14 protein-coding genes are annotated in these 19,975 nt (G+C 65.0%); 3 read left to right on the top strand and 11 right to left on the bottom strand.

The window, feature by feature from the left end:
* The first annotated feature begins 1 nt into the window (after position 1).
* Genes trpA through AC27VQ_RS15165 form a run of 3 tightly spaced genes read left to right on the top strand, consistent with a single transcriptional unit; the run spans position 2 to position 3,131 of the window.
* A complete protein-coding gene (gene trpA, locus AC27VQ_RS15175) occupies positions 2 to 841 on the top strand; it encodes a tryptophan synthase subunit alpha (RefSeq protein ID WP_488716915.1) in 840 nt (279 codons plus the stop codon).
* A 42-nt stretch (positions 842 to 883) separates the two neighbouring features.
* Positions 884 to 1,786 carry an acetyl-CoA carboxylase, carboxyltransferase subunit beta gene (accD, locus tag AC27VQ_RS15170; protein WP_488716914.1) on the top strand — a complete coding sequence of 301 codons (903 nt, stop codon included), beginning with the start codon at positions 884 to 886 and terminating at the stop codon, positions 1,784 to 1,786.
* Between the two features lies 1 nt (position 1,787).
* A complete protein-coding gene (locus AC27VQ_RS15165) occupies positions 1,788 to 3,131 on the top strand; it encodes a bifunctional folylpolyglutamate synthase/dihydrofolate synthase (protein WP_488716913.1) in 1,344 nt (447 codons plus the stop codon).
* A gap of 55 nt (positions 3,132 to 3,186) precedes the next feature.
* Here AC27VQ_RS15165 and trxA read toward each other — a convergent pair whose 3' ends face one another.
* From trxA to AC27VQ_RS15110, 11 genes are all read right to left on the bottom strand, one after another.
* The gene (gene trxA / locus AC27VQ_RS15160; protein WP_117372247.1) at positions 3,187 to 3,507 is read right to left on the bottom strand and encodes a thioredoxin; all 321 of its coding nucleotides are present in this window, start codon (positions 3,505 to 3,507) and stop codon (positions 3,187 to 3,189) included.
* A gap of 104 nt (positions 3,508 to 3,611) precedes the next feature.
* Positions 3,612 to 7,181, bottom strand: coding sequence for a double-strand break repair helicase AddA (gene addA, locus AC27VQ_RS15155; protein ID WP_488716912.1), 3,570 nt, complete (start codon positions 7,179 to 7,181; stop codon positions 3,612 to 3,614).
* On the bottom strand, positions 7,174 to 10,350 hold the full coding sequence (gene addB / locus AC27VQ_RS15150) for a double-strand break repair protein AddB (RefSeq protein WP_488716911.1): 3,177 nt from the start codon (positions 10,348 to 10,350) through the stop codon (positions 7,174 to 7,176). Before addB ends, addA begins: the two co-directional genes overlap by 8 nt.
* Entirely contained in the window at positions 10,347 to 11,081 is a 735-nt protein-coding gene (locus AC27VQ_RS15145; RefSeq protein WP_488716910.1) for a nucleotidyltransferase family protein, read from the bottom strand. Before AC27VQ_RS15145 ends, addB begins: the two co-directional genes overlap by 4 nt.
* Positions 11,082 to 11,094: 13 nt before the next feature.
* Entirely contained in the window at positions 11,095 to 12,591 is a 1,497-nt protein-coding gene (gene tsaE, locus AC27VQ_RS15140) for a tRNA (adenosine(37)-N6)-threonylcarbamoyltransferase complex ATPase subunit type 1 TsaE (protein WP_488716909.1), read from the bottom strand.
* Between the two features lie 6 nt (positions 12,592 to 12,597).
* Positions 12,598 to 15,051, bottom strand: a complete 2,454-nt coding sequence (locus AC27VQ_RS15135; RefSeq protein ID WP_488716908.1) for a PAS domain-containing sensor histidine kinase — start codon at positions 15,049 to 15,051, stop codon at positions 12,598 to 12,600.
* A gap of 293 nt (positions 15,052 to 15,344) precedes the next feature.
* Positions 15,345 to 16,745 (bottom strand): adenosylhomocysteinase, encoded by a 1,401-nt coding sequence (ahcY, locus tag AC27VQ_RS15130; protein ID WP_488716907.1) that lies wholly within the window; start codon positions 16,743 to 16,745, stop codon positions 15,345 to 15,347.
* Positions 16,746 to 16,853: 108 nt separating this feature from the next.
* Positions 16,854 to 17,126, bottom strand: a complete 273-nt coding sequence (locus tag AC27VQ_RS15125) for an HPr family phosphocarrier protein (RefSeq protein WP_117372253.1) — start codon at positions 17,124 to 17,126, stop codon at positions 16,854 to 16,856.
* 15 nt (positions 17,127 to 17,141) lie between these two features.
* Positions 17,142 to 17,543 (bottom strand): PTS sugar transporter subunit IIA, encoded by a 402-nt coding sequence (locus AC27VQ_RS15120; RefSeq protein WP_117372283.1) that lies wholly within the window; start codon positions 17,541 to 17,543, stop codon positions 17,142 to 17,144.
* A gap of 151 nt (positions 17,544 to 17,694) precedes the next feature.
* Positions 17,695 to 18,150: an HPr kinase/phosphorylase gene (locus tag AC27VQ_RS15115; protein WP_488716906.1), complete on the bottom strand. Its 456-nt coding sequence runs from the start codon at positions 18,148 to 18,150 to the stop codon at positions 17,695 to 17,697.
* Positions 18,147 to 19,928 (bottom strand): stimulus-sensing domain-containing protein, encoded by a 1,782-nt coding sequence (locus AC27VQ_RS15110; protein WP_409530392.1) that lies wholly within the window; start codon positions 19,926 to 19,928, stop codon positions 18,147 to 18,149. Before AC27VQ_RS15110 ends, AC27VQ_RS15115 begins: the two co-directional genes overlap by 4 nt.
* Positions 19,929 to 19,975 lie beyond the last annotated feature (47 nt).

Here is a 19,975-nt window from a genome sequence, read left to right as displayed (position 1 = left end):
AATGACTGCACGCATGGACAAACGCTTCGCGGATCTCGCCGCGGAAGGCCGCCCGGCCCTCGTCACCTATTTCATGTCCGGCGATCCGGATTATGCCTGTTCGCTGGAGATCATGAAGGCGCTGCCGAAGGCCGGCGCCGACGTCATCGAGCTCGGCATGCCCTTCTCCGATCCGATGGCCGACGGTCCGGCGATCCAGCTTGCCGGCCAGCGGGCGCTTGCCGGCGGCCAGACGCTTGCCAAGACGATCCAGATGGCCCGCGACTTCCGCAGGCAAGACGACGCGACCCCGATCGTGCTGATGGGCTACTACAACCCGATCTACATCTATGGCGTCGAGCGTTTTCTCGACGAGGCGCTGGACGCCGGTATCGACGGCCTGATCGTCGTCGACCTGCCGCCGGAAATGGATGACGAACTGTGCATCCCGGCACTCGCCAAGGGCATCAACTTCATCCGTCTCGCCACGCCGACGACCGATGAGAAGCGCCTGCCGGCCGTTCTGAAGAACACGTCGGGCTTCGTCTATTACGTCTCGATGAACGGCATCACCGGTTCGGCCCTGCCCGATCCCTCGCTCATCGGCAGCGCCGTCGGCCGCATCAAGGCCCATACGAAGCTGCCGGTCTGCGTCGGCTTCGGCGTCAAGACGGCTGAACATGCCCGCGCCATCGGCGCTTCGGCGGATGGCGTCGTCGTCGGTACCGCCATCGTCAACCAGATCGCCTCCAGCCTGACGGCGGACGGCAAGGCGAGTGCTGCCACCGTTGCCGGTGTCGAAACGCTGGTCATGAGCCTCGCATCGGGCGTGCGCGCGTCGCGCCTTGCGGCGGCGGAGTAAAGTTCCCACATGGGAACCACCATTATAACGGGAGTCTAGACCGTGAACTGGATCACGAACTACGTTCGGCCGAAGATCAACTCGATGCTTGGCCGCCCTGACCGGGATGTACCGGAAAATCTCTGGATCAAGTGCCCGGAAACCGGCGAGATGGTGTTCCACCGCGATCTCGAGGAAAACAAGTGGGTCATCCCGGCCTCGGGCTACCACATGAAGATGCCGGCCAAGGCTCGCCTCAAGGACCTCTTCGATGACGGCGTCTACGAGGCCCTGCAGCAGCCGAAAGTCGCGCAGGACCCGCTGAAGTTCCGCGATTCGAAGAAGTACAGCGATCGCCTGAAGGACAGCCGCGTCAAGACCGACCTCGAAGACACGATCGTCGCTGGCGTCGGCAAGTCGCGCGGCGTCAAGCTCGTCGCCGTCGTGCATGAATTCAACTTCATGGGCGGCTCCCTCGGCATTGCCGCGGGCGAGGCGATCATCAAGGCCTTCGAACGCGCGATCGCCGAAAAGTGCCCGCTCGTCATGTTCCCCGCCTCGGGCGGCGCGCGCATGCAGGAAGGCATCCTCTCGCTGATGCAGCTGCCGCGCACCACCGTCGCCGTGGAAATGCTCAAGGAAGCGGGCCTGCCCTATATCGTCGTGCTCACCAACCCTACGACCGGCGGCGTCACGGCCTCCTATGCCATGCTGGGTGATATCCATCTCGCCGAGCCGGGTGCCGAAATCTGCTTTGCCGGCAAGCGTGTCATCGAGCAGACCATCCGCGAAAAGCTGCCCGAGGGCTTCCAGACGTCGGAATATCTCATGGAGCACGGCATGGTCGACATGGTCGTCAAGCGCCATGACATTCCCGATATGCTGGCCCGTCTTCTGAAGATCCTCATGAAGAAGCCGGCAGCTGTCTCGGCCACCAACGGCGCCGTCGCCATCGCGGCCCAGTAACATGACCGGCGTGGTGGTCAGCGAAGCGGCAGCGGAGATCGAGAAACTTCTCGGTCTCCATCCCAAGGGCTTCGACCTGTCTCTCGACCGCATCACGCGGCTGCTCGCGGCGCTTGGCGATCCGCATCTGAAACTGCCGCCGGTCATCCATGTGGCCGGCACAAACGGCAAGGGCTCCGTCACGGCCTTCTGTCGCGCCATCCTCGAGGCCCAGGGCCTCAGCGTCCACGTCCATACCTCGCCGCATCTCGTCAACTGGCACGAGCGCTACCGCCTCGGTGTCAAGGGTGGCCGCGGGCAGTTCGTGGAAGACGCGGTTCTGGCGGATGCCGTGCGCCGTGTCGCGGATGCCAATGGCGGCCAGAAGATCACCGTCTTCGAAATCCTGACCGCCGTCACCTTCGTGCTCTTTGCCGAGCATCCGGCCGATGTCGCGATCATCGAGGTCGGCCTTGGCGGGCGCTTCGATGCGACGAACGTCATGCCGCGCCCGGCCGTCTCCATCATCATGCCGATCTCGCTCGATCATCAGGCCTATCTCGGCGATCGTGTCGAGCTGATCGCCGCCGAAAAAGCCGGCATCATGAAGCGCAGCGTGCCCGTCGTCATAGGCTTCCAGACGGAAGACGCCGCCCGCGACGTGCTGATCGAGACTGCCGAGCGGCTCGGCTGCCCGCATGCCGTCTATGGCCAGGACTTCATGGCGCATCAGGAATATGGCCGCCTCGTCTATCAGGACGAATTCGGCCTTGCCGACCTGCCGCTGCCGCGCCTGCCAGGTCGCCACCAATATGCCAATGCCGCTGCCGCGATCCGCGCGGTCAAGGCCACCGGCTTTCCGATTTCCGAACATGCGCTGGAAATGGGCCTCTCCCATGTCGAATGGCCGGGCCGCTTGCAGCGCCTGACGGATGGCGCCTTGGCGCGCATCGCCCCGCGCGCCAGCGAGATCTGGGTCGATGGCGGCCACAATCCCGGTGCCGGCCAGGTGATCGCCGAGACCATGGCGAATTTCGAGGAGCGCGAGGCCCGCCCGCTCTTCCTCGTGACGGGCATGATCAACACCAAGGACCCGGTCGGCTATTTCGAGCCCTTCGGCGGTCTGGCCGAGCGCGTCTTCACCGTGCCGATCCGCGGCTCCGATGCCGGCCTCGACCCGGTGGCGCTGGCCGAGGATGCCGCCCGCGCCGGCCTTGAAGCGGAAGCGTTCTCGACTGTCGCCGAAGCGCTCGCCGAAATCGGCCGCATCACGGCGGAAGATGCCGTGCCGCCCCGCATCCTGATCGGCGGTTCGCTCTATCTCGTCGGTGATGTCTTGGCCGACAATGGAACCCCACCCACTTGAAAACGCAAAAAGCCCGGCCGAAGCCGGGCTTTTTCATGTGGATCAGTCGGGCCGATCAGGCGGCGCTGGAAATCCAGGAGGCGAGTGCCGTCTTGGGCGCGGCGCCAACCTTGATGTCGGCCACTTCGCCGCCCTTGAACATGGCAAGCGTCGGGATCGAGCGCACGCCGAACTGGGCGGCCAGTTCCGGGTTCTCGTCGATGTTCAGCTTGGCGACCTTCACCTTGCCGGCGAGTTCCGTCGAGATTTCCTCAAGCGCAGGCGCGATCATCTTGCACGGGCCGCACCATTCGGCCCAGAAATCGACGACGACCGGCTCTGCGGAATTCAGGACTTCAGCCTGGAAGTTGGACTGGTCGACTTTTACGGTAGCCATGAGGCTCTCCTTGAACGGTGATTGTTGCATGGAATGTGATGCGCCGGGCTCTCGGTTTCAAGCCCTGAATTGCCGGGCCGGCACGATCCGTCCCGCCCGGTATCTCACTTTGCCGTGAGTTCGGCAAGGCTCGCATCGAGCAGCGCCGGCTCCAGCCAGAAGGTTTTCGCCGCCTCCGTATAGATCAGCCCGCAGCGGATTTCCGTCTCCGGATAGAGCGGCGTGAGGATCGCGCGATAGATTGCAAGCTGTGCCCGATGCTCGAACGGGATATCGGAAACGGCGGCCGGCGGCACGCGGTTCGTCTTGAAATCGACGATCTCGACGGCCCCTCTGCTGACGGCCATGCGGTCGATGCGGCCGGAGACCGCAAAATCCCGCCGACCCAAGGACAGCGTGCCCATGATCGACACTTCCGCACGCGCCGAAGGCGAAAAGATCGTTGTTAGGCTCTCGTCGCCGATCACCGCCAGCGCGGCCTCCACGAGCGAGGCACGGGCATGGTCCGGCCAATGCGCCACCGCCCGCTCCAGATAGCGCCGCGCCGCCGCCGGGCGCTCCTCCGGCGCAAAGGACGGCAGGATCTGCAGGAACCGGTGCAGGATGCGCCCGCGCTCCAGCGCCAGCCCGCTACCAGGCGCGCCACCGCCCTTGCGGCCAAATAATGCGGAGGGCACCAGAAGGTCGGCCGTGTCGGTCTCGATGACGGCGGCCGCACCCGAGGGGCTTAAGGGACGCGGCAACGCCTTCTGCGGCGGCAGCGGTTTGCCGAGCGCTTCGGGCAGCACCGCCTTCGCCCGTTCTTCGACGGCGGCCGTCGATACCGCGCCGATATCGGCAGCACCCGCCTCCCGCCAGGAAAGACCCTGCCAGCTTTCACCCGGTGTCGAGAACGCCGTCTCGACGCAACGGCTTTCGCCGGCGGCAAGGGCCGTGGCGATCATGGCATGCCACGTGTCCTTGGCTTCCTGCCGGCCGCGATAGCCGCAGACCACGAGCCGGTCGGCCGCGCGCGTCATGGCCACATAGAGGAGCCGGCGGTATTCCTCTTCCGCACTTGCCTTGATGCGCTCGGCATCGGCCTCCGTCAGTGCGTTGCCGAGGTCCTTCAGCGGCAGCCAGACCGGCAGGCCGCCGGCCAGAGGACCGCCCGCAAGGAAGCGCAGTTTCGGCATATGGTTGGCATTGAAGGGTTTGGAGCCGCCGTCGACGAGAAAGACGACCGGCGCCTCCAGGCCCTTGGCGGCATGCACGGTCATGATGCGGATCTCGCCGCGCGCTTTGTCTTGCTCCCGCTTGACCGTCGGCGCCTCCAGCTCCAGCGTGGAAACGAAGGCTTGCAGGCCGGGCAGGCCGTTTTCCTCCTGCTCCAGCGCGAAGGTCAGGAATTCGTCGATGATCTCGCCCGCCTCCGCGCCGAGCCGGGCGAGGAACGCCCGCCGCCCGCCACCGGCACCCAGAATGCGCGCGTAAAAATCATGCACGGATTGTTCGCGTGCATGGCTGATAAGGTCGGCAAGCCGGCGAACGATCGGGTCGAGTGCAGCATTCGTTTCCGCCATCTCCCGAAGCCGCATCCACAGGCTCTGCCGCTCGCCGCGCCGGGCGGCAAGCTCGAACACGGTCTCCTCGTTCAGGCCGAAGAGCGGGCTCTTCATGAGGGCGGCCAGCGAAAGATCGTCTTCCGGCAGCACGGCGAAGCGGCCGAGCGCCATCAGGTCCTGCACGGCGATATGCTTGGTCAGCACCAGCCGGTCGGCGCCGGCGACGGGCAGGTTGTGGCGCTGCTTCAGCGTGCGCGTCAGCGCATTGACGAAGGCGTCGCGCTTGCGCACCAGCACGATCACGTCGCCCGCCGCCATCGGCCGCGCCTTGCCCTTCTCTGTCACCGTCTCGCGGCCGATCCAGCTGGCCAGCGTATCGGCGATGCGCCGCGCCAGCACGTTGATCGGCGCTTCCTCCGCCACTGCGTCGAAGGGCGCTGTCCAGTCCTCCTCATCGAGACCCGGCGGGGCGGCAATCACCTCCCAGACATCGACCGCACCGGGCTCGCGCCCGCGATTGGAGGCATGCACGATCTCGTCGCCATCGGGCGAGAGGCCGCGCGCATTGGCAGGCTCCAGAAACACCTGGTCCACCGCCGACAGCACGTCGCGCGTCGAGCGGAAGGAGAGCAGCAGCCGGATCGGGCTAAAGGCCGCCTCCGCCATCCGCGTACGGCGGGAAACCTCCCTTCCTTCCTCGGCAAAGCGTTCCGGCCGCGCGCCCTGGAAGGAATAGATCGACTGCTTTTCGTCGCCCACGGCAAAGATCGTGCGCTCCACCCGCCGCGCCGTTTCGCCGGCGAAGAAATCGTCGGTCAAAGCCTTCACGATCTGCCATTGCCGCGGGCTGGTGTCTTGGGCCTCGTCGACGAGGATATGATCGATGCCCTGGTCGAGCTTGTAATGCACCCAGGCGCTCACCTTTTCGCGGGTGAGCAGCGTCGCCGTGCGGTCGATCAGGTCGTCGAAATCGAGCAGGCTGCGCGCCCGCTTCAGGTCCTCGTAGTCGCCGATCAGCCGTTCGGCGATGGTGAGCGCCGCCAGCGTCGCCTCGACCATGCGCAGGCGCCGCAGCCGCTCGGTGCAGGCGACCATATGGTCCTGCGCAGCGGTCAGCGCGTCCTCGAATTGCGGAAACTGTTTTTTCAGCGCAGCGGAGAAGAAGGCGGTGCCGATCTTCTTGGGCGATCCGTCCTTCGTGAAGAACAGTCCGTGAAGCAAGGCGCGGCGGGCTTCCGGATCGGTGAGCCGGCTTACGGACCGCAAACCGGCGGCCGAGGTTTTCACCGTATCGCTGCCTAGCGTCTCCGCCGCCGAGAGATAGGCTTCCAGCGTTGCACCCGAAAGACCGTCGAGCGGCCAGAAGGCGGCGAGGATGGTGTCAGCGGTTTCCGTCGCCGCGATCCCCGTTTCCCGCCGCAGCACGGCGCCCACGCCACCGTCCCGGTCCGCCTCGTCGATGAAGGCGCGGATCGGTCCGCGGGCGGCGACGATATCGGAGATCAGCTTTTCCAGGCCGGTATCGTCGGCGATGTCGAGCACTGTCGCAAAGGCGTCGGCCAGCGCGGGATCGTCCTCGTTTGCCGTCGCGGTCAGGAGCGTGCGGCGCGCATCGGCGAGCAGCACGGCGGCCGCACGGTCGTCGAGCACGGAAAAATGGCCGGCGACGTTGGCCTCCAGCGGAAACTGGTGCAGCAGTGCCTCGCAGAAGGCGTGGATCGTCTGGATCTTCAGGCCACCCGGCGTTTCAAGCGCTCTGGCGAAGAGACGGCGGGCCTCGGCGAGCTTGAACAGGTCCGGCCGCTTACCCTCGATGGCGGCGACCCGGTCGGACAGCTCTTCATCGGACAGCGTCGCCCATTCGGCGAGCCGCTCGAAGACGCGGTTCGACATTTCGGAGGCCGCCGCCTTGGTATAGGTGAGGCAGAGAATGGCCGAGGGCCGGCAGCCGGCGAGCAGCAGCCGGATGACACGCTGGGTCAACACATGCGTTTTGCCCGAGCCGGCATTGGCCGAAACCCAGGCCGAGCGGGCCGGGTCCGATGCCGTCGCCTGCTTCTGCGACGTCCAGCTCAGCCAAGCTGCGGGGTCGGCGGAGGCGGGGCGGTCTTCGGCTTCGCTCTCACGCATCGTCGCCCTCCCCACCGTTTTCCGCGGACGACCATTCGGCGACGCGCGCCAGATGGTCGTATTCGCCGCCATAATCGCGCTCCTGCTCGGGAATGAGCCGCGAGGCGAAGCCGAAACGGCCGTCGATCAGGCCGGTCAGCAGCTTTTCCAACTCGGCTAGAGCATCCTCCGCCAGTTCCACGGCCGATTTCGAATTGGTCTTGGCACCCTCGTTGTTGACCTGCTCTGCCTCGAACCGTTCGCCGGGTTTGAGGCGTACATAGAGAAGGTTTGCCGGCTCGCGCTGGCCGGGGCCGCGGAAGGCACTGCGGCGGATGGCGGCGGCTTCCAGCGCCAATTGCGGATCGAGCAGCGCGCGCGCCACCTTCAGCGACGGCGTGCTACCGGTCTTGTAGTCGAGGATATCGGCGCTGCCGTCGGGCAGGATATCGATGCGGTCGGCAATGCCCGTCAGGCGGATGCCGCCGATGGAAAGATCGAGCGAGGCCGGCACTTCCGTCAGGCTTTCGCGCACCTCAGGCGCGCGGTTCAGGTGCCAGTCGACGAAGGCGCGGGCGACGGCGGCAAAACGCGGCCGCCAGACGGCATCGATATGCGGGGGGAGCGCAATGGCGTCGAATTCCTCGTCGAGGATATGGCCGATAAGGGTCAGCGGCTCTCCGCTCCCCTCCGCACGCACGAAACGATCGACGATGCGGTGGTAGAGCGAACCGCGTTCGGCCGGTCCTGGATCGAGATTGAAGGGCGCGATCGGGTGCAGCCGCAGGATATGGCGGGCATAGATGGCATAGGGATCGCGACGCAGACGACCGATCTCGCTGAACGAGTATTTTTTCGGCTGCAAGTCCGCCGGCGGTTTTGGCGACGGGCGCGGCGCGGTCGACACGCTGGCGCTTTTGTCGATGTCGCCGGCCCAGTCGATGAGGTTTTTGCCGCGGCTGCGCAGGTCGGCGGCCAGCGTCGGCCCGCCGACGGCGAGCAGGCGTTGCAGCCAGCGGGAGGCCACGGTCGGCGCGGTGCCATTGCGCAGCGCCCGCGTCAGGACCAGCTTCGGCGTGGCGGCGGCCATCTGCAAGTCGTGGCCGAGCTGGCCGATGCGCCGCTCCGGCGGCTCCAAACCGATCTCCACCTTCATGATGCGCGAGAGGAAGGCGTCGTTCGCCGCCTGCCCCGGCCAGGTGCCCTCATTGAGCCCGCCGATCACGACGGTATCGACACTTTGCAGGCGCGATTCGAGCGCGCCGAAAATGAAGACGCGCGGATGGCGCATCGAGCGCGGCTTGACGCTTTCGCTCGCCGCCAGCGCCTCGATGATATCGCACCATTGCGGCCCGTCGGCCTCGATCTGCCCGTCCGTCTCCATCACGCTCTTGAGAAGATTGGCGAGGCTGTCGCCGGCCTCGCCCGACCAGAGGGCGGCGAGATTGTCGCGTTCATCCACCGCCACCGCTTCCAGCGCGCGGCCGGTGCGCTCGGCCCAGTCGGAGAGCGGCAGTTTCGAGGAGAAGCGTCGCCCCGTGCGGCTTTGCTGCACCAGCACGCCGGCTAGCGGCTCGACGGCGGCGGCGACGCGGCGCGTCAGATCGCGCGCAAGCGGGATCGCCGTCTCGGGCAGCGCGGTGCGCCAGACCGGCGGATGGCGATCCCCAGCCTGCCGTTCGAGGGCGGTCTCCAGCAGCGGCTCCAGCGCCGAGATGTCGATTTCCGCCGTCCCGCCGCGCAGCGCCGTCAGCTCCAGCGCGGTCACGGCCGCGCTTAGGTCCTCGTTTCGAAGCCCGAACCGGGCAAGCGGATGTTTCAGAAGCGCGACGAGCGGCACCGGGTCGCCGGGGCGCAAGGCTGCGTCGGCCAGAAGCCTGAGCAGGGTGCCTTGCGGGGTGGAGAGCAGCGGCGTGCCGGCCGAATCGTCCGCCTCAATGCCGAACCGGGCGAGTTCGGCGGCAACACGCCGGCCGAGCTTCCGATCGGGCGTGATCAAAGCCGCTTGGGCGTCTTCGCTGTCTTCAAGCGCAAGCCGCAGCGCAATGGCAATCGCCAGCGCTTCCTCGCGCTCATTGGCCGCCTCGACGAGGGAGACGTCGCGGAACGCTGCGACCATCCGGTCGGCATCGAGCGCGCCACGCACCTCGCCCCAGCCGGCCGTCGCCTGCGTCGGCAGGAAGGCGCTGGAGAGGAGTTTCGAGCGGTATTCCAGATGGTCGGGGGGTGAGCCGAGCGGTTCCACGTCGTTGCGCGTAGAGCCCATGCGGGCGAGCAGGCGGTGAAGGCCATATTGCGGATGGCTGCGCGCGGCGGCATCCGGCTTCTGCCCACCCTCCACGCCGCCCTGGTGGCCGACGAGCAGCCATTCGGCGTCCGACATGAAGCGGTCGAGCCCCGGCAGGATCACCACGCCGTTCGGCAGCTTCGCCACGGCGGCGATCAATCCCGCGGTTGCCGGAATGGAGCCGGTCGAACCGGCGATGATGACAGGGCCTGCCGGCGGCGAATGGCTGTAGCGTTCGGTTTCGGCATGCAGCGTCGCATTACGCCGGAGCGACGGAGAGGAGCGGCTAAGCTCCGTCAGGCGCGCCGGCCAGAAGTCGCTGGCGATCTTCAGGAACTCGGCGGTGAGCTGCCACCAGAGCGCATGGTTGGAGACGTCGAGGCTGTCGAACGCCGACCAGTCCAGCTCTTCCGTTTCCATCGCATCGATGATCTCGGCAAGGTTGCGGGCAAGCCAGACGGCATCGGCCGGGCTTGCGGGGGCGACGAGTGGGCTTTCGGCATGTACGGAGGTCACAGCGGCGGGCAGGCTGTTGCGCCAGGCGAGCACGAGGCGGGCAAGCTCGATGAGGCGCGCCGGGCCGGACAGCGGTTCGGCCATGTCGAGAAGCGCGGGCGTCACCTCGTCGAAGAAGCCGCTGTCGTCATCCGTCTCGCCCAGCGCCCGGATGGCCGGCAGGATCGCCGATCTGCCGCCGAAGAGATCGACGAATTCCGAACGCAGCACGCGGGCCGAACGGCGCGTCGGCACGTAGATCGTGACGTCGGCCAGCGCCAGCGGATCGGCCGGATCATAGGAGAAGCCGGGCACGAGGCGGCCGTCGATGAGGCTTGCCGCCACCGTCTTCAGGAAAGGCAGGCTCGCCGGAATCGAAAAGATGCGGCCGCCGCGGGCGCTGGTCACGCCGCCGCCTCGTGAAAACGGCCGATGACGGCTTCCGCCGCATCAATGGCGTCAGGCGTGCCGACGGTGATCCAGTGTCCCGCGAGCATCAGGCCGAAGAGCCGGCCTTTCTCGATGGCGCGGTCGAAATAGATGTTGAGGTTGAAGGCATCGTCGGGTGCATCATCGAACAGGGCCGGCATCATGGCGATAGCGCCGGCATAGACGACCGGATTGCCGCTTTCCGCGCTGTAACGGGTGAGCCGCCCGTCCGCATCCATCGAAAAATCCTTCTTGCCGTTATGGCCCGTCGTATCCTCCAGCCGCACGCAGAGCAGGAGCATGTCCATGCGGTCAGGGTCGAAGGCTTCGGATAGGCGCTGAAGATTGCTCTTTTCGCCGGCTTTTTCGCCGATCCAGAACAGATCGGCATTCATGACGAGCACGGGAGCGCGGCCCAGCAGCTTCAGGCCCTTGGCAAGCCCACCGCCGGAATTCATCAGCTGCGCCGTCTCATCGGACAGGATGATTTCGGGCTCGGTGCGGTTTGAAAGATGCGCCGTCATCTGGTCGGCAAAGTGATGCACGTTGACGACCGCGCGCTTGACGCCCGCTTGCGCCAGCGCGTCCAGCCCATAGTCGATCATCGGTTTGCCCGCGATCGGCACCAGCGGCTTCGGCATCGTATCGGTGATGGGGCGCAGGCGCGTTCCAAGGCCGGCGGCCAGCACCATGGCGTCTTCGATTTTCATCAAGCACTCGCGATTATGATTCGGTCGCGAGGATTCCAGCCTTTTCGCACCAGTCGCGCAAGGGGGCGAGATCGGGATGGGAGAGCGCACGCGTCAGATTGCGGAAGGTGCGCGGCATGTGGCGCATATAGGCCGGCTTGCCGTCGCGCTGCATCAGCCGCACCCAGATGCCGACAAGCTTGCAATTGCGCTGCGCCGCCATGACATGCCAGTCGCGCAGGAAACGGTTCCGGTCGAAACCGGGGTGGTTTGCGCGGAGCGACAGATAGCGGTCGAGCACCTCGTCCGCGACGCCCTCGGGCATATCGACACGCGCATCCTGCACCAGCGAGGCGACGTCATAGGCCGAGGGGCCGATCATCGCATCCTGGAAGTCGATGATGCCGACGCGGTCGGTGCCATCTGCCTCGGGTCGCCAGATGATATTGGGCGAATGGAAATCGCGCAGCAGCAGATTGTGTTCTGCGGCCGAAAGGCTGGCGATCAGGCCATCCCAGATCGCGATATAGGCCTGGCGCTCGCTGTCGCTCGCCGGCGTGCCGCGTTTCCAGGGCAGATACCAGTCGGTGAGCAGGCTGACCTCGATCTGCATCGCATCCCGGTCGAAATCCGGCACATGATGCACGATGCCGCCGGCGACCGGCAGGTCGCGCTCAAAAGCCTGCCCGTGCATATGGGCCAGGCACGCCGCACTCTCGCGGTAGCGCTCGGCAATCGGCACGCCGCTTTCGTCGAGCACGCCGTCGCTGCCGAGGTCCTCGATCATCAGGATGCCTTGTTCGATATCCGTCGCGTAAATTTCAGGCGCACGCAGGCCGCGCGCGACGAGATGTCTGCCGACGGCGATGAACGGTTTCACATCCTCGGCGATGTGGGCGATCTGCTGATAATATTTGCCCTGCACAAGGATCGGTCCCGGCGCGTGGCGCGGCGCGTCCATCAGTACGAAACGCTGGCCACCGGTGTAGACATGCTCGTAAGCTCGCACCGAGGCATCGCCCGTCAGATGGCGGCGCATTGCGGCCGGATAGCCGGCGTTATCGAGAAAGGCGCGGATGGCCAGCGACCGGCGAATCCGGCTCACGGCCGGTGCCGGACCTTCAATGGTGACCCGCCGGCCGTTGCGCTCATGGGTGAAGGTCAGCGTGATGCCATCGGTCGGCAGCGCGCCAAGTCCTTTTTCCGGCCATTCCACGAGGCAGATGCCATCAGACAGCGCTTCGTCGAAACCGAGTTCGTCGATCTCGGCGGCATCGGCGATGCGGTAGAGGTCGAAATGCGCGACCGGCACGCGCAGGTCATAGCTCTGCACCAGCGTGAAGGTCGGGCTCGGCACTTCCAGAAAAGCGTCATCGGCAATCGCGCGAATGAGTGCGCGTGAAAAGGTCGATTTGCCGGCGCCGAGATCGCCGGACAGCGCGATATAGTCGCCGCGCTTGGCCGCAAGCGCCATGTCCTCGCCGAAACGAATGGTCGCGGCTTCGTCGACGAGGAAGATGTCGAGCGCCATGCCGGCCTATTCCGCCGCTGCGAAGGATGTCATCGTCGCCGAGGGAATGCGTACGGTCACGTTGGTGCCGCGGCCCTCCTGGCTGTCGATGGAGACGGTGCCGTGGTGCAGGCTGACGAAGCTTTCGACGATGGAAAGGCCGAGGCCCGCGCCGCCCTGGCGGCCGTGGCTTTCGAAGCGGTTGAACACCGTCTTCAGCACGTCCTGCGGAATGCCCGGCCCGCGGTCAGTGACCGTAAAGACGAGGTCGGCGCCCTCGCGCCAGCAGCGCAGGCCAATGGAGCTGTGCGCCGGGGCGAAATTCGCGGCATTGCCGAGCAGTTTTATGAGGATCTGCTTAAGGCGCTGCTGGTCGGCGACGATGGTGCCGAGATTGTCGGGCGCGGTGATCTCAAGCGTCACCTGCGCTTCGTGCAGCCGGTCGGCGAACTGCATCGACACGTCGTCGAGCAGGTCCGTCAGGTTGATCTCGGTATAGTCGAGTTCCATGATGCCGGCATCGACGGTCGCAAGGTCGAGGATATCGTTGACGATGGTCAGCAGCACGGCCGAGGAGGTCGCGATGTGGTCGACATATTCCGACTGACGGTCGTTGAGTTCGCCCATGGTCGGCGTCTTAAGGAGATCCGCAAAGCCGATGATGTTGGTGAGCGGCGAGCGCAGCTCGTAAGACACGTGCTGGACGAAATCGTTCTTCAGCGCATCGGCCTTGCGCAGCGCATCGTTCTTTTCCGTGAGCGCGCGGCTGACGCGCACGCTGTCGGTGATGTTGACGAAGGTCAGCATCGTCTGGGCATTGGAGAGCGGAATGACGGCGAAATCGAGCACCAGGCCGGTACGCAGCTCCAGCACGCCCTGGCAGGACGGCCGCTCGTCGTCAAAGCTGGTGATGATATGCGCAAAGCGCTTCCAGCCGTCCGGCTTGTCGTAGGAGACCGCACAGGCCTGCTCGATGGCGCGGATATGCGTACCGGATTTCGCCTCCGCCTCGCTGATACCCCAGAGCGCGCGGAAGGCCGGGTTGGAGAGGCGGATGCGCCCGTCGGGGCTGAACACGGCGACCCCTTCGGCGAGATGATCGATCGTCTCGTCCTGTACCTGCACCAGCGTGTTGTAGCGCGTTTCGAGATCGACCTTTTCCGTCAGGTTCTCGAAGACCCAGGTCGCGCCGCCTTGCGGGCGGGCGGTGGCGAAGACGCGCAGCGTCTGGCCGTTCGGCAGGTGCCAGAGGTCGGTCTGCGTCTCGATGGCGCGGTAGACGGCAAGGGCGGTTTCCTTCCACTGCTTCCAATTCAGCTGTTCGGGCAGTTTTCCGGCGGCGCGCAGCTTGTCGAAGAGTTCGCCGTTGCCGGGCTTGCCTTCGAGGAAGGCCATGTCGACCTCCCACATATGCTGGAAGGCCTGGTTGTAGAATTGCAGGCGCTGGTCGCCGTCGAAGATCGCGACGGGTGTGGCGAGATGATCGAGCGTTTCGGCATGGCTTTTCAGCGTGCGCACGAGTTCTTCGCGCACGGCCTCGACATCCGAAACGTTGACGGCGATACCGGCCGAGCCCGTCGGGCTGCGGGCATCGACGACGTCGAAGAAGCCGCGGTTGCCGTGCACGACGGTCGAAACCTTGTCGCGGTAGGGCATGTCATAGGTGCTGGCGGCGCGGATCTTTTCGCGCGCGATGGTCGGCAGCAGTTCGCGGCCTTCATGCACGGCGCTCGCGGCATCCTTCGCCTCGACGGCCTCGGCATAGGCCTCGTTGACCCAGGCGAGCGAGCCATCGGCGGCGCGCTGCCAGACGGGCTGGTCGATCTGGTCGAGCAGGCCCTGAAGGGTGGTGAGAGCCGCGACCAGGCGGTCGCGCTCGAGCTTCAGCTCGGCGGCCTCGGCGCGCAGGTTGTTGAGCGCCACGAAGCGCACGAAGGCCTGTCCGCCGGACACGCGGCCCTGGGCTTCCAGCACTTCGTCGCGGCTGGTTTCCACGACGAGATCGAAACTCTGGGCCTGCGAGCGCAGCTTTTCGACGGCGCGCTCGATCTCGCCGGCCGAGGCGGGTTTCATCCAGCGGCCGAAGGCCAGGAATTCGTTGTCGGCCTGGGGTGCGCCGGTCTCGGCCGGCAGCTGGCCCAAAAATTCCGGTTTGCCGGAGCGGCCGTCCCACACGACGATGCGGCGATCCTTGTCGCCGATCAGCGCCTGCAGGCGGGAAACGTTGTGCCTGGCATCGGAAAGGCTGGCTTTCAGCGCGCTGCTTTCGGCGGCCATCTTCGCGCGTTGGCGGCCCATCCAGAGCGCCGAAACCGTCGCCGCCGACATGACGCCGAGCAGCATGGAGCCCGTGATGATTTCGGTGGTGGCGAAATAGCGACCGGCGGCATGGGCCGGGCTGGCAAAGGCCATCAGCGCCGAGCCTGCCGACAGTGCCGAAACGAGACGGCGCTTGCCGCTCGTTAACCAATGGTTAACCATAAAATTATTTTGCAGCGCAAATCCATGCGCGCAGTCCCGCTCCGGCACGCCAAAAGCATGCCCGGAACGGCCTCGTTTTTCTTCCGACATCATCCCCGGTATGTCTCCGTCCGTTTGCCGCCTGATCGACAAGACATCCCAATCCGGCGCGAAGGTCCGCATCTCTACGCCGAATCAATGCCTTAAACGATACTTGTTTCCCGAATCGACGGGAAGGGACGAGGCCAAAAAAGAGGCGGCGCGCCTGTGTCAAGCGCGCCGCCTCTAGATGTTGTGGATAATCCGGGTAAGGATCAGTACCTGTAGTGTTCAGCCTTGAACGGGCCGGTCGTCGTCACGCCGATATAGCCGGCCTGCTCGTCGGAGAGTTCCGTGAGCCTTGCGCCAAGCTTGGCGAGATGCAGGCGGGCGACCTTCTCGTCGAGCTGCTTGGGCAGGACGTAGACTTCGTTCTTGTAGGCGTCGCCCTTGGTGAAAAGCTCGATCTGCGCCAGCACCTGGTTGGAGAACGAGGCCGACATCACGAAGGACGGGTGGCCGGTGGCGTTGCCGAGGTTGAGCAGGCGTCCCTCGGAGAGAAGGATCATGCGGTTGCCCTTCGGGAACTCGATCAGGTCGACCTGCGGCTTGACGTTCGTCCACTTGAGGTTCTTGAGCGCGGCAACCTGGATCTCGTTGTCGAAGTGGCCGATATTGCCGACGATCGCCATGTCCTTCATCTCGCGCATATGCTCGATGCGGATGACGTCCTTGTTGCCGGTGGTGGTGATGAAGATGTCGGCGGAGGACACGACGTCTTCCAGCTGAACGACTTCAAAACCGTCCATGGCGGCCTGCAATGCGCAAATCGGGTCGATTTCCGTGACTTTTACGCGCGCGCCTGCGCCACGAAGGGAGGCGGACGAACCCTTGCCGACGTCGCCGTAGCCGCAGACGACGGCGACCTTGCCGGCCATCATCACGTCGGTGCCGCGGCGGATGCCGTCGACCAGCGATTCCTTGCAGCCGTACTTGTTGTCGAACTTCGACTTGGTGACCGAGTCGTTGACGTTGATCGCCGGGAAGGGCAGCAGGCCCTTCTGCTGCAGCTGGTAGAGACGGTTGACGCCGGTCGTCGTCTCTTCCGTCACGCCCTGGATGGCGTCGCGCTGCTTGGTGAACCAGCCCGGCGAAGCGGCAAGGCGCTTCTTGATCTGGGCGAACAGGATCTCTTCTTCTTCCGAACCGGGGTTCACCAGCACGTTCTCACCGGCTTCGGCGCGGGCGCCGAGCAGGATGTACATGGTGGCATCGCCGCCGTCGTCGAGGATCATGTTGGAGAAGCCGCCATCGGTCCACTGGAAGATCTTGTCGGTGTATTCCCAGTATTCGGTGAGGGTTTCACCCTTCACGGCATAGACCGGAATGCCGGCGGCGGCGATCGCGGCGGCGGCATGGTCCTGCGTGGAGAAGATGTTGCACGAGGCCCAGCGCACGTCGGCACCGAGTGCGACCAGCGTCTCGATGAGAACGGCGGTCTGGATGGTCATGTGCAGCGAGCCGGTGATGCGCGCGCCCTTGAGGGGCTTGGAAGCGCCGAACTCTTCGCGGCAGGCCATCAGGCCCGGCATTTCCGTCTCGGCGATCTGAATTTCCTTGCGGCCGAAATCGGCAAGCGCGATGTCGGCAATATGATAATCATGCGTGGTGGTCATGAAGAGCTCCAGCCTTCTGGCTTTTGGTGATGGCGCTTCCTATCAGGAAACGACCGTTGGAGCAACCGGACATAAAGAAGTCTTTATATCCTTATATTAACGAGAGACTTACATCTCCTCGCCGAACTTGTCGGCAACAAGTGCGTCGAGCGCATCGAGAACGGCCTGCGCCTGCGCGCCGGTCGCCGTCACGAAGACGGAGCAGCCCGGGCTGGCGGCGAGCATCATCAGGCCCATGATCGAGGTGCCGCCAACCGTCATGCCGTCCTTGGAGACGGTCACTTCCGCGTCGTAGCCGTCGACCGTCTGGACGAATTTCGCCGAAGCGCGGGCGTGAAGGCCGCGCTTGTTGATGATGAGAAGCTCTTTCGAGACCGTCATGGAGGGCAGGGGACCTTACTTGCCGCTGAGGACGCGGCTTGCCACGTTGATATATTTCCGGCCGGCTTCGGACGCGTCGATCAGCGCCTTTTCCATGTTGTTTTCGCCGCGGATGCCGGCGAGCTTGATCAGCATGGGCAGGTTCACACCGGCAATCACCTCGATCTTCTCGCCCGACATCACCGATATCGCGAGGTTGGAGGGCGTGCCGCCGAACATGTCGGTGAGGATGATGACGCCGTGGCCCTGATCGGCGCGCTGGACCGCTTCCAGAATGTCCTGGCGGCGCTGGTCCATGTCGTCCTCGGGGCCGATGCAGACGGTCTCGATCGCCTTCTGCGGACCGACCACATGTTCGAGGGCGTGACGAAATTCCTCCGCCAGCCTGCCATGGGTGACAAGCACCAGTCCGATCATCAGCAATCGCTCCACTTTCCCAACTCGAAACGGTCGGCCGAATACCGCAATGCAACAATTCCGTCCACCGCTGGGGTGGCCATCTTGTCAATGAAAAGGCCAAGTGCAAGCCCTAAATGGCCGATTTTCTGTTTTGAAGGGGCTTTTGCGATCAAGATCGCAGCAATTCCGGGTGAATTGCGAGCAGAGTCGAAAACGCCGTGGCACACATAAAGAGCGGAAGGCGGGTCATGGGCAGGAAGCAGGCGGGCAGAACCTCGAGGCGTTCCTCCTCCGGCGGCAACCGCTCGGCAAAGGGCGCCTCAATCGGCCTGACGGCCCGGTTCAGCACCGCAGCCTCGATGGTTTTTACGGAAACGATACCGGCGCCGCGTATTTCCGCCAGTCCGGCAATGCTTTGGGGTGCGCGCGCGATCAGGCGGCCATTGGCTTCGGATATCAGCACCTGGTCGTCGCTAACGAGAGCGGCAAACAGGCCTCGCGCCCGGGCTTCCTCGATGCAATGGAGGGCGATCGCGCTCTTGCCGGTGCCGGAGGGGCCTGTGAAAAGAAGTCCCGTCGTGCCGATGACGATTGCCGTCGCGTGCACGTTGGCGGGGTCGCTCATTTCTGCGCGCCGGCCGGCAGCGACAGCGTGAAGCGTGCGCCGCGCACCGCACCGGTCGCTTTGTCGACGATGTTTTCCGCTTTCAGCGTGCCGCCATGCGCTTCGGCGATCTGCCGCGAAATGGAGAGGCCGAGGCCGGAATTCTGGCCGAAGTCCTCGCTGGCAGGCCTGTCGGTATAGAACCGCTCGAAGATGCGGTCGATGTCCTCGGCCTGGATGCCGGGGCCGTTATCCTCGATCTGGATGATGCAGCGGTCATTACGGCCGCGCGACAGCCGCGCCACGATGCGCCCACCCGGATCCGGCACGAAGGAGCGGGCATTTTCGATGAGATTGGTGACGATCTGGCCGATGCGCAGCTCGTAGCCCGAAATCTCGAACTTGACCTTGGGATTGTCCTTGCGGTCGACGACGAAATCGAGGCTGACAGGTTTCTTGCGCGTGTTGACCTGGCGGGAGATGTCGATGAGGTCGCCGAGCAGCTTTTCGAGGTCGACGGTGCGGGCATCGCTGCGCGCCAGTTCCGCATCGAGCCGCGAGGCATCCGAGATATCGCTGATCAGGCGGTCGAGACGACGCACGTCATGCTGGATGATGTCGAGAAGGCGCTTCTTCGATTCGTCCGTGCGCGCCAGCGGCAGCGTTTCCACGGCGCTGCGCAGCGAGGTCAGCGGGTTTTTCAGCTCATGGCTGACATCGGCGGCAAAACTCTCGATCGCGTCGATGCGGTCGTAGAGCGCATTCGTCATCTGGCGCAGCGCGATGGACAAGTTGCCGATCTCGTCCTGGCGCACCGAGAAGTCTGGGATTTCCTCGCGCTCCTTGGCCCCGCGCCGCACGCGGATCGCGGCGGCCGAAAGACGGCGCAACGGATTGGCGATGGTCGAGGAGAGCAGCAGCGACAGCGCGATGTTGACGAGGCCCGCGACACCGGCGACGCGCATGATGGCGAGACGTTCGGCATGCACGATCTTGTCGATATCGCCCGCCTGCGTCGACAGCAGCAGAACGCCGAGCACCGCACGAAAACGCTGCACGGGCACGGCGACCGAGACGATGAGCTCGCCCTTGTCGTTGACGCGCACGACGGCGCCGCGCACACCCGTCAGCGCGTTCATCACTTCCGGATAGATCGAGCCGTCGCCGCCGGGCGCTTCCTTGTATTGCGGCAGATTGCCCGGCTGGAGCATGCGGTTGAACCAGACGTTCAGCCGCTCGACGATGCCTGTGCTTTCCGGCTCCACCGGCGGCAAGTCGAAGCGCAGCACCTGGCCCTGCGTATAGAGATGGCGCGAATCGAGCAGCAGGTTGGCGTCGGTATCGTAGATGCGGGCGCGGGTGCGGGTGGGCGAGATCAGCCGCCGCAGGACCGGGGCGATACGCTCCGGATTGATCGGAAATTCCAGGTCCTCGTCATTCGGCAGCGGCGTGATGCTCTGGCCGGCCTGCAACTCCAGCAGCTTTTCCGGATCGATAGTGATCGAGTTCGTATCGACGGAGGCAGAAGCCGAAATCGCCCCGGCGATGATTTCGCCCTGCGTCAGCAGGCTTTCGACGCGTGCATCGATCAGTCCCTCGCGGAACTGGTTGAGATAGAGGATACCTGCGACGAGCACGACCAGCGCGACGAGATTGAAGAACAGGATGCGGCGCGTGAGGCTGGAAAAGACGGCATTGCCGAAGATGCGGCGCGCGATCGTGAAGGGATGCGTCCAGCGGCGGCGCAGCGAGCGCGGCGCGGGCTTGCCCTCGACGTCGTCTCCATCCCTGTCCGGCACGGTCTGCAACACCTGATTCTGTCCCTCATGCGGACGACATCACGCCG

The organism is Shinella sp. 20P9.1.1, from assembly GCF_057798995.1.
The sequence above is the reverse complement of the archived record's forward strand: the minus strand, read 5'-3'. Positions and strand labels throughout refer to the sequence as shown.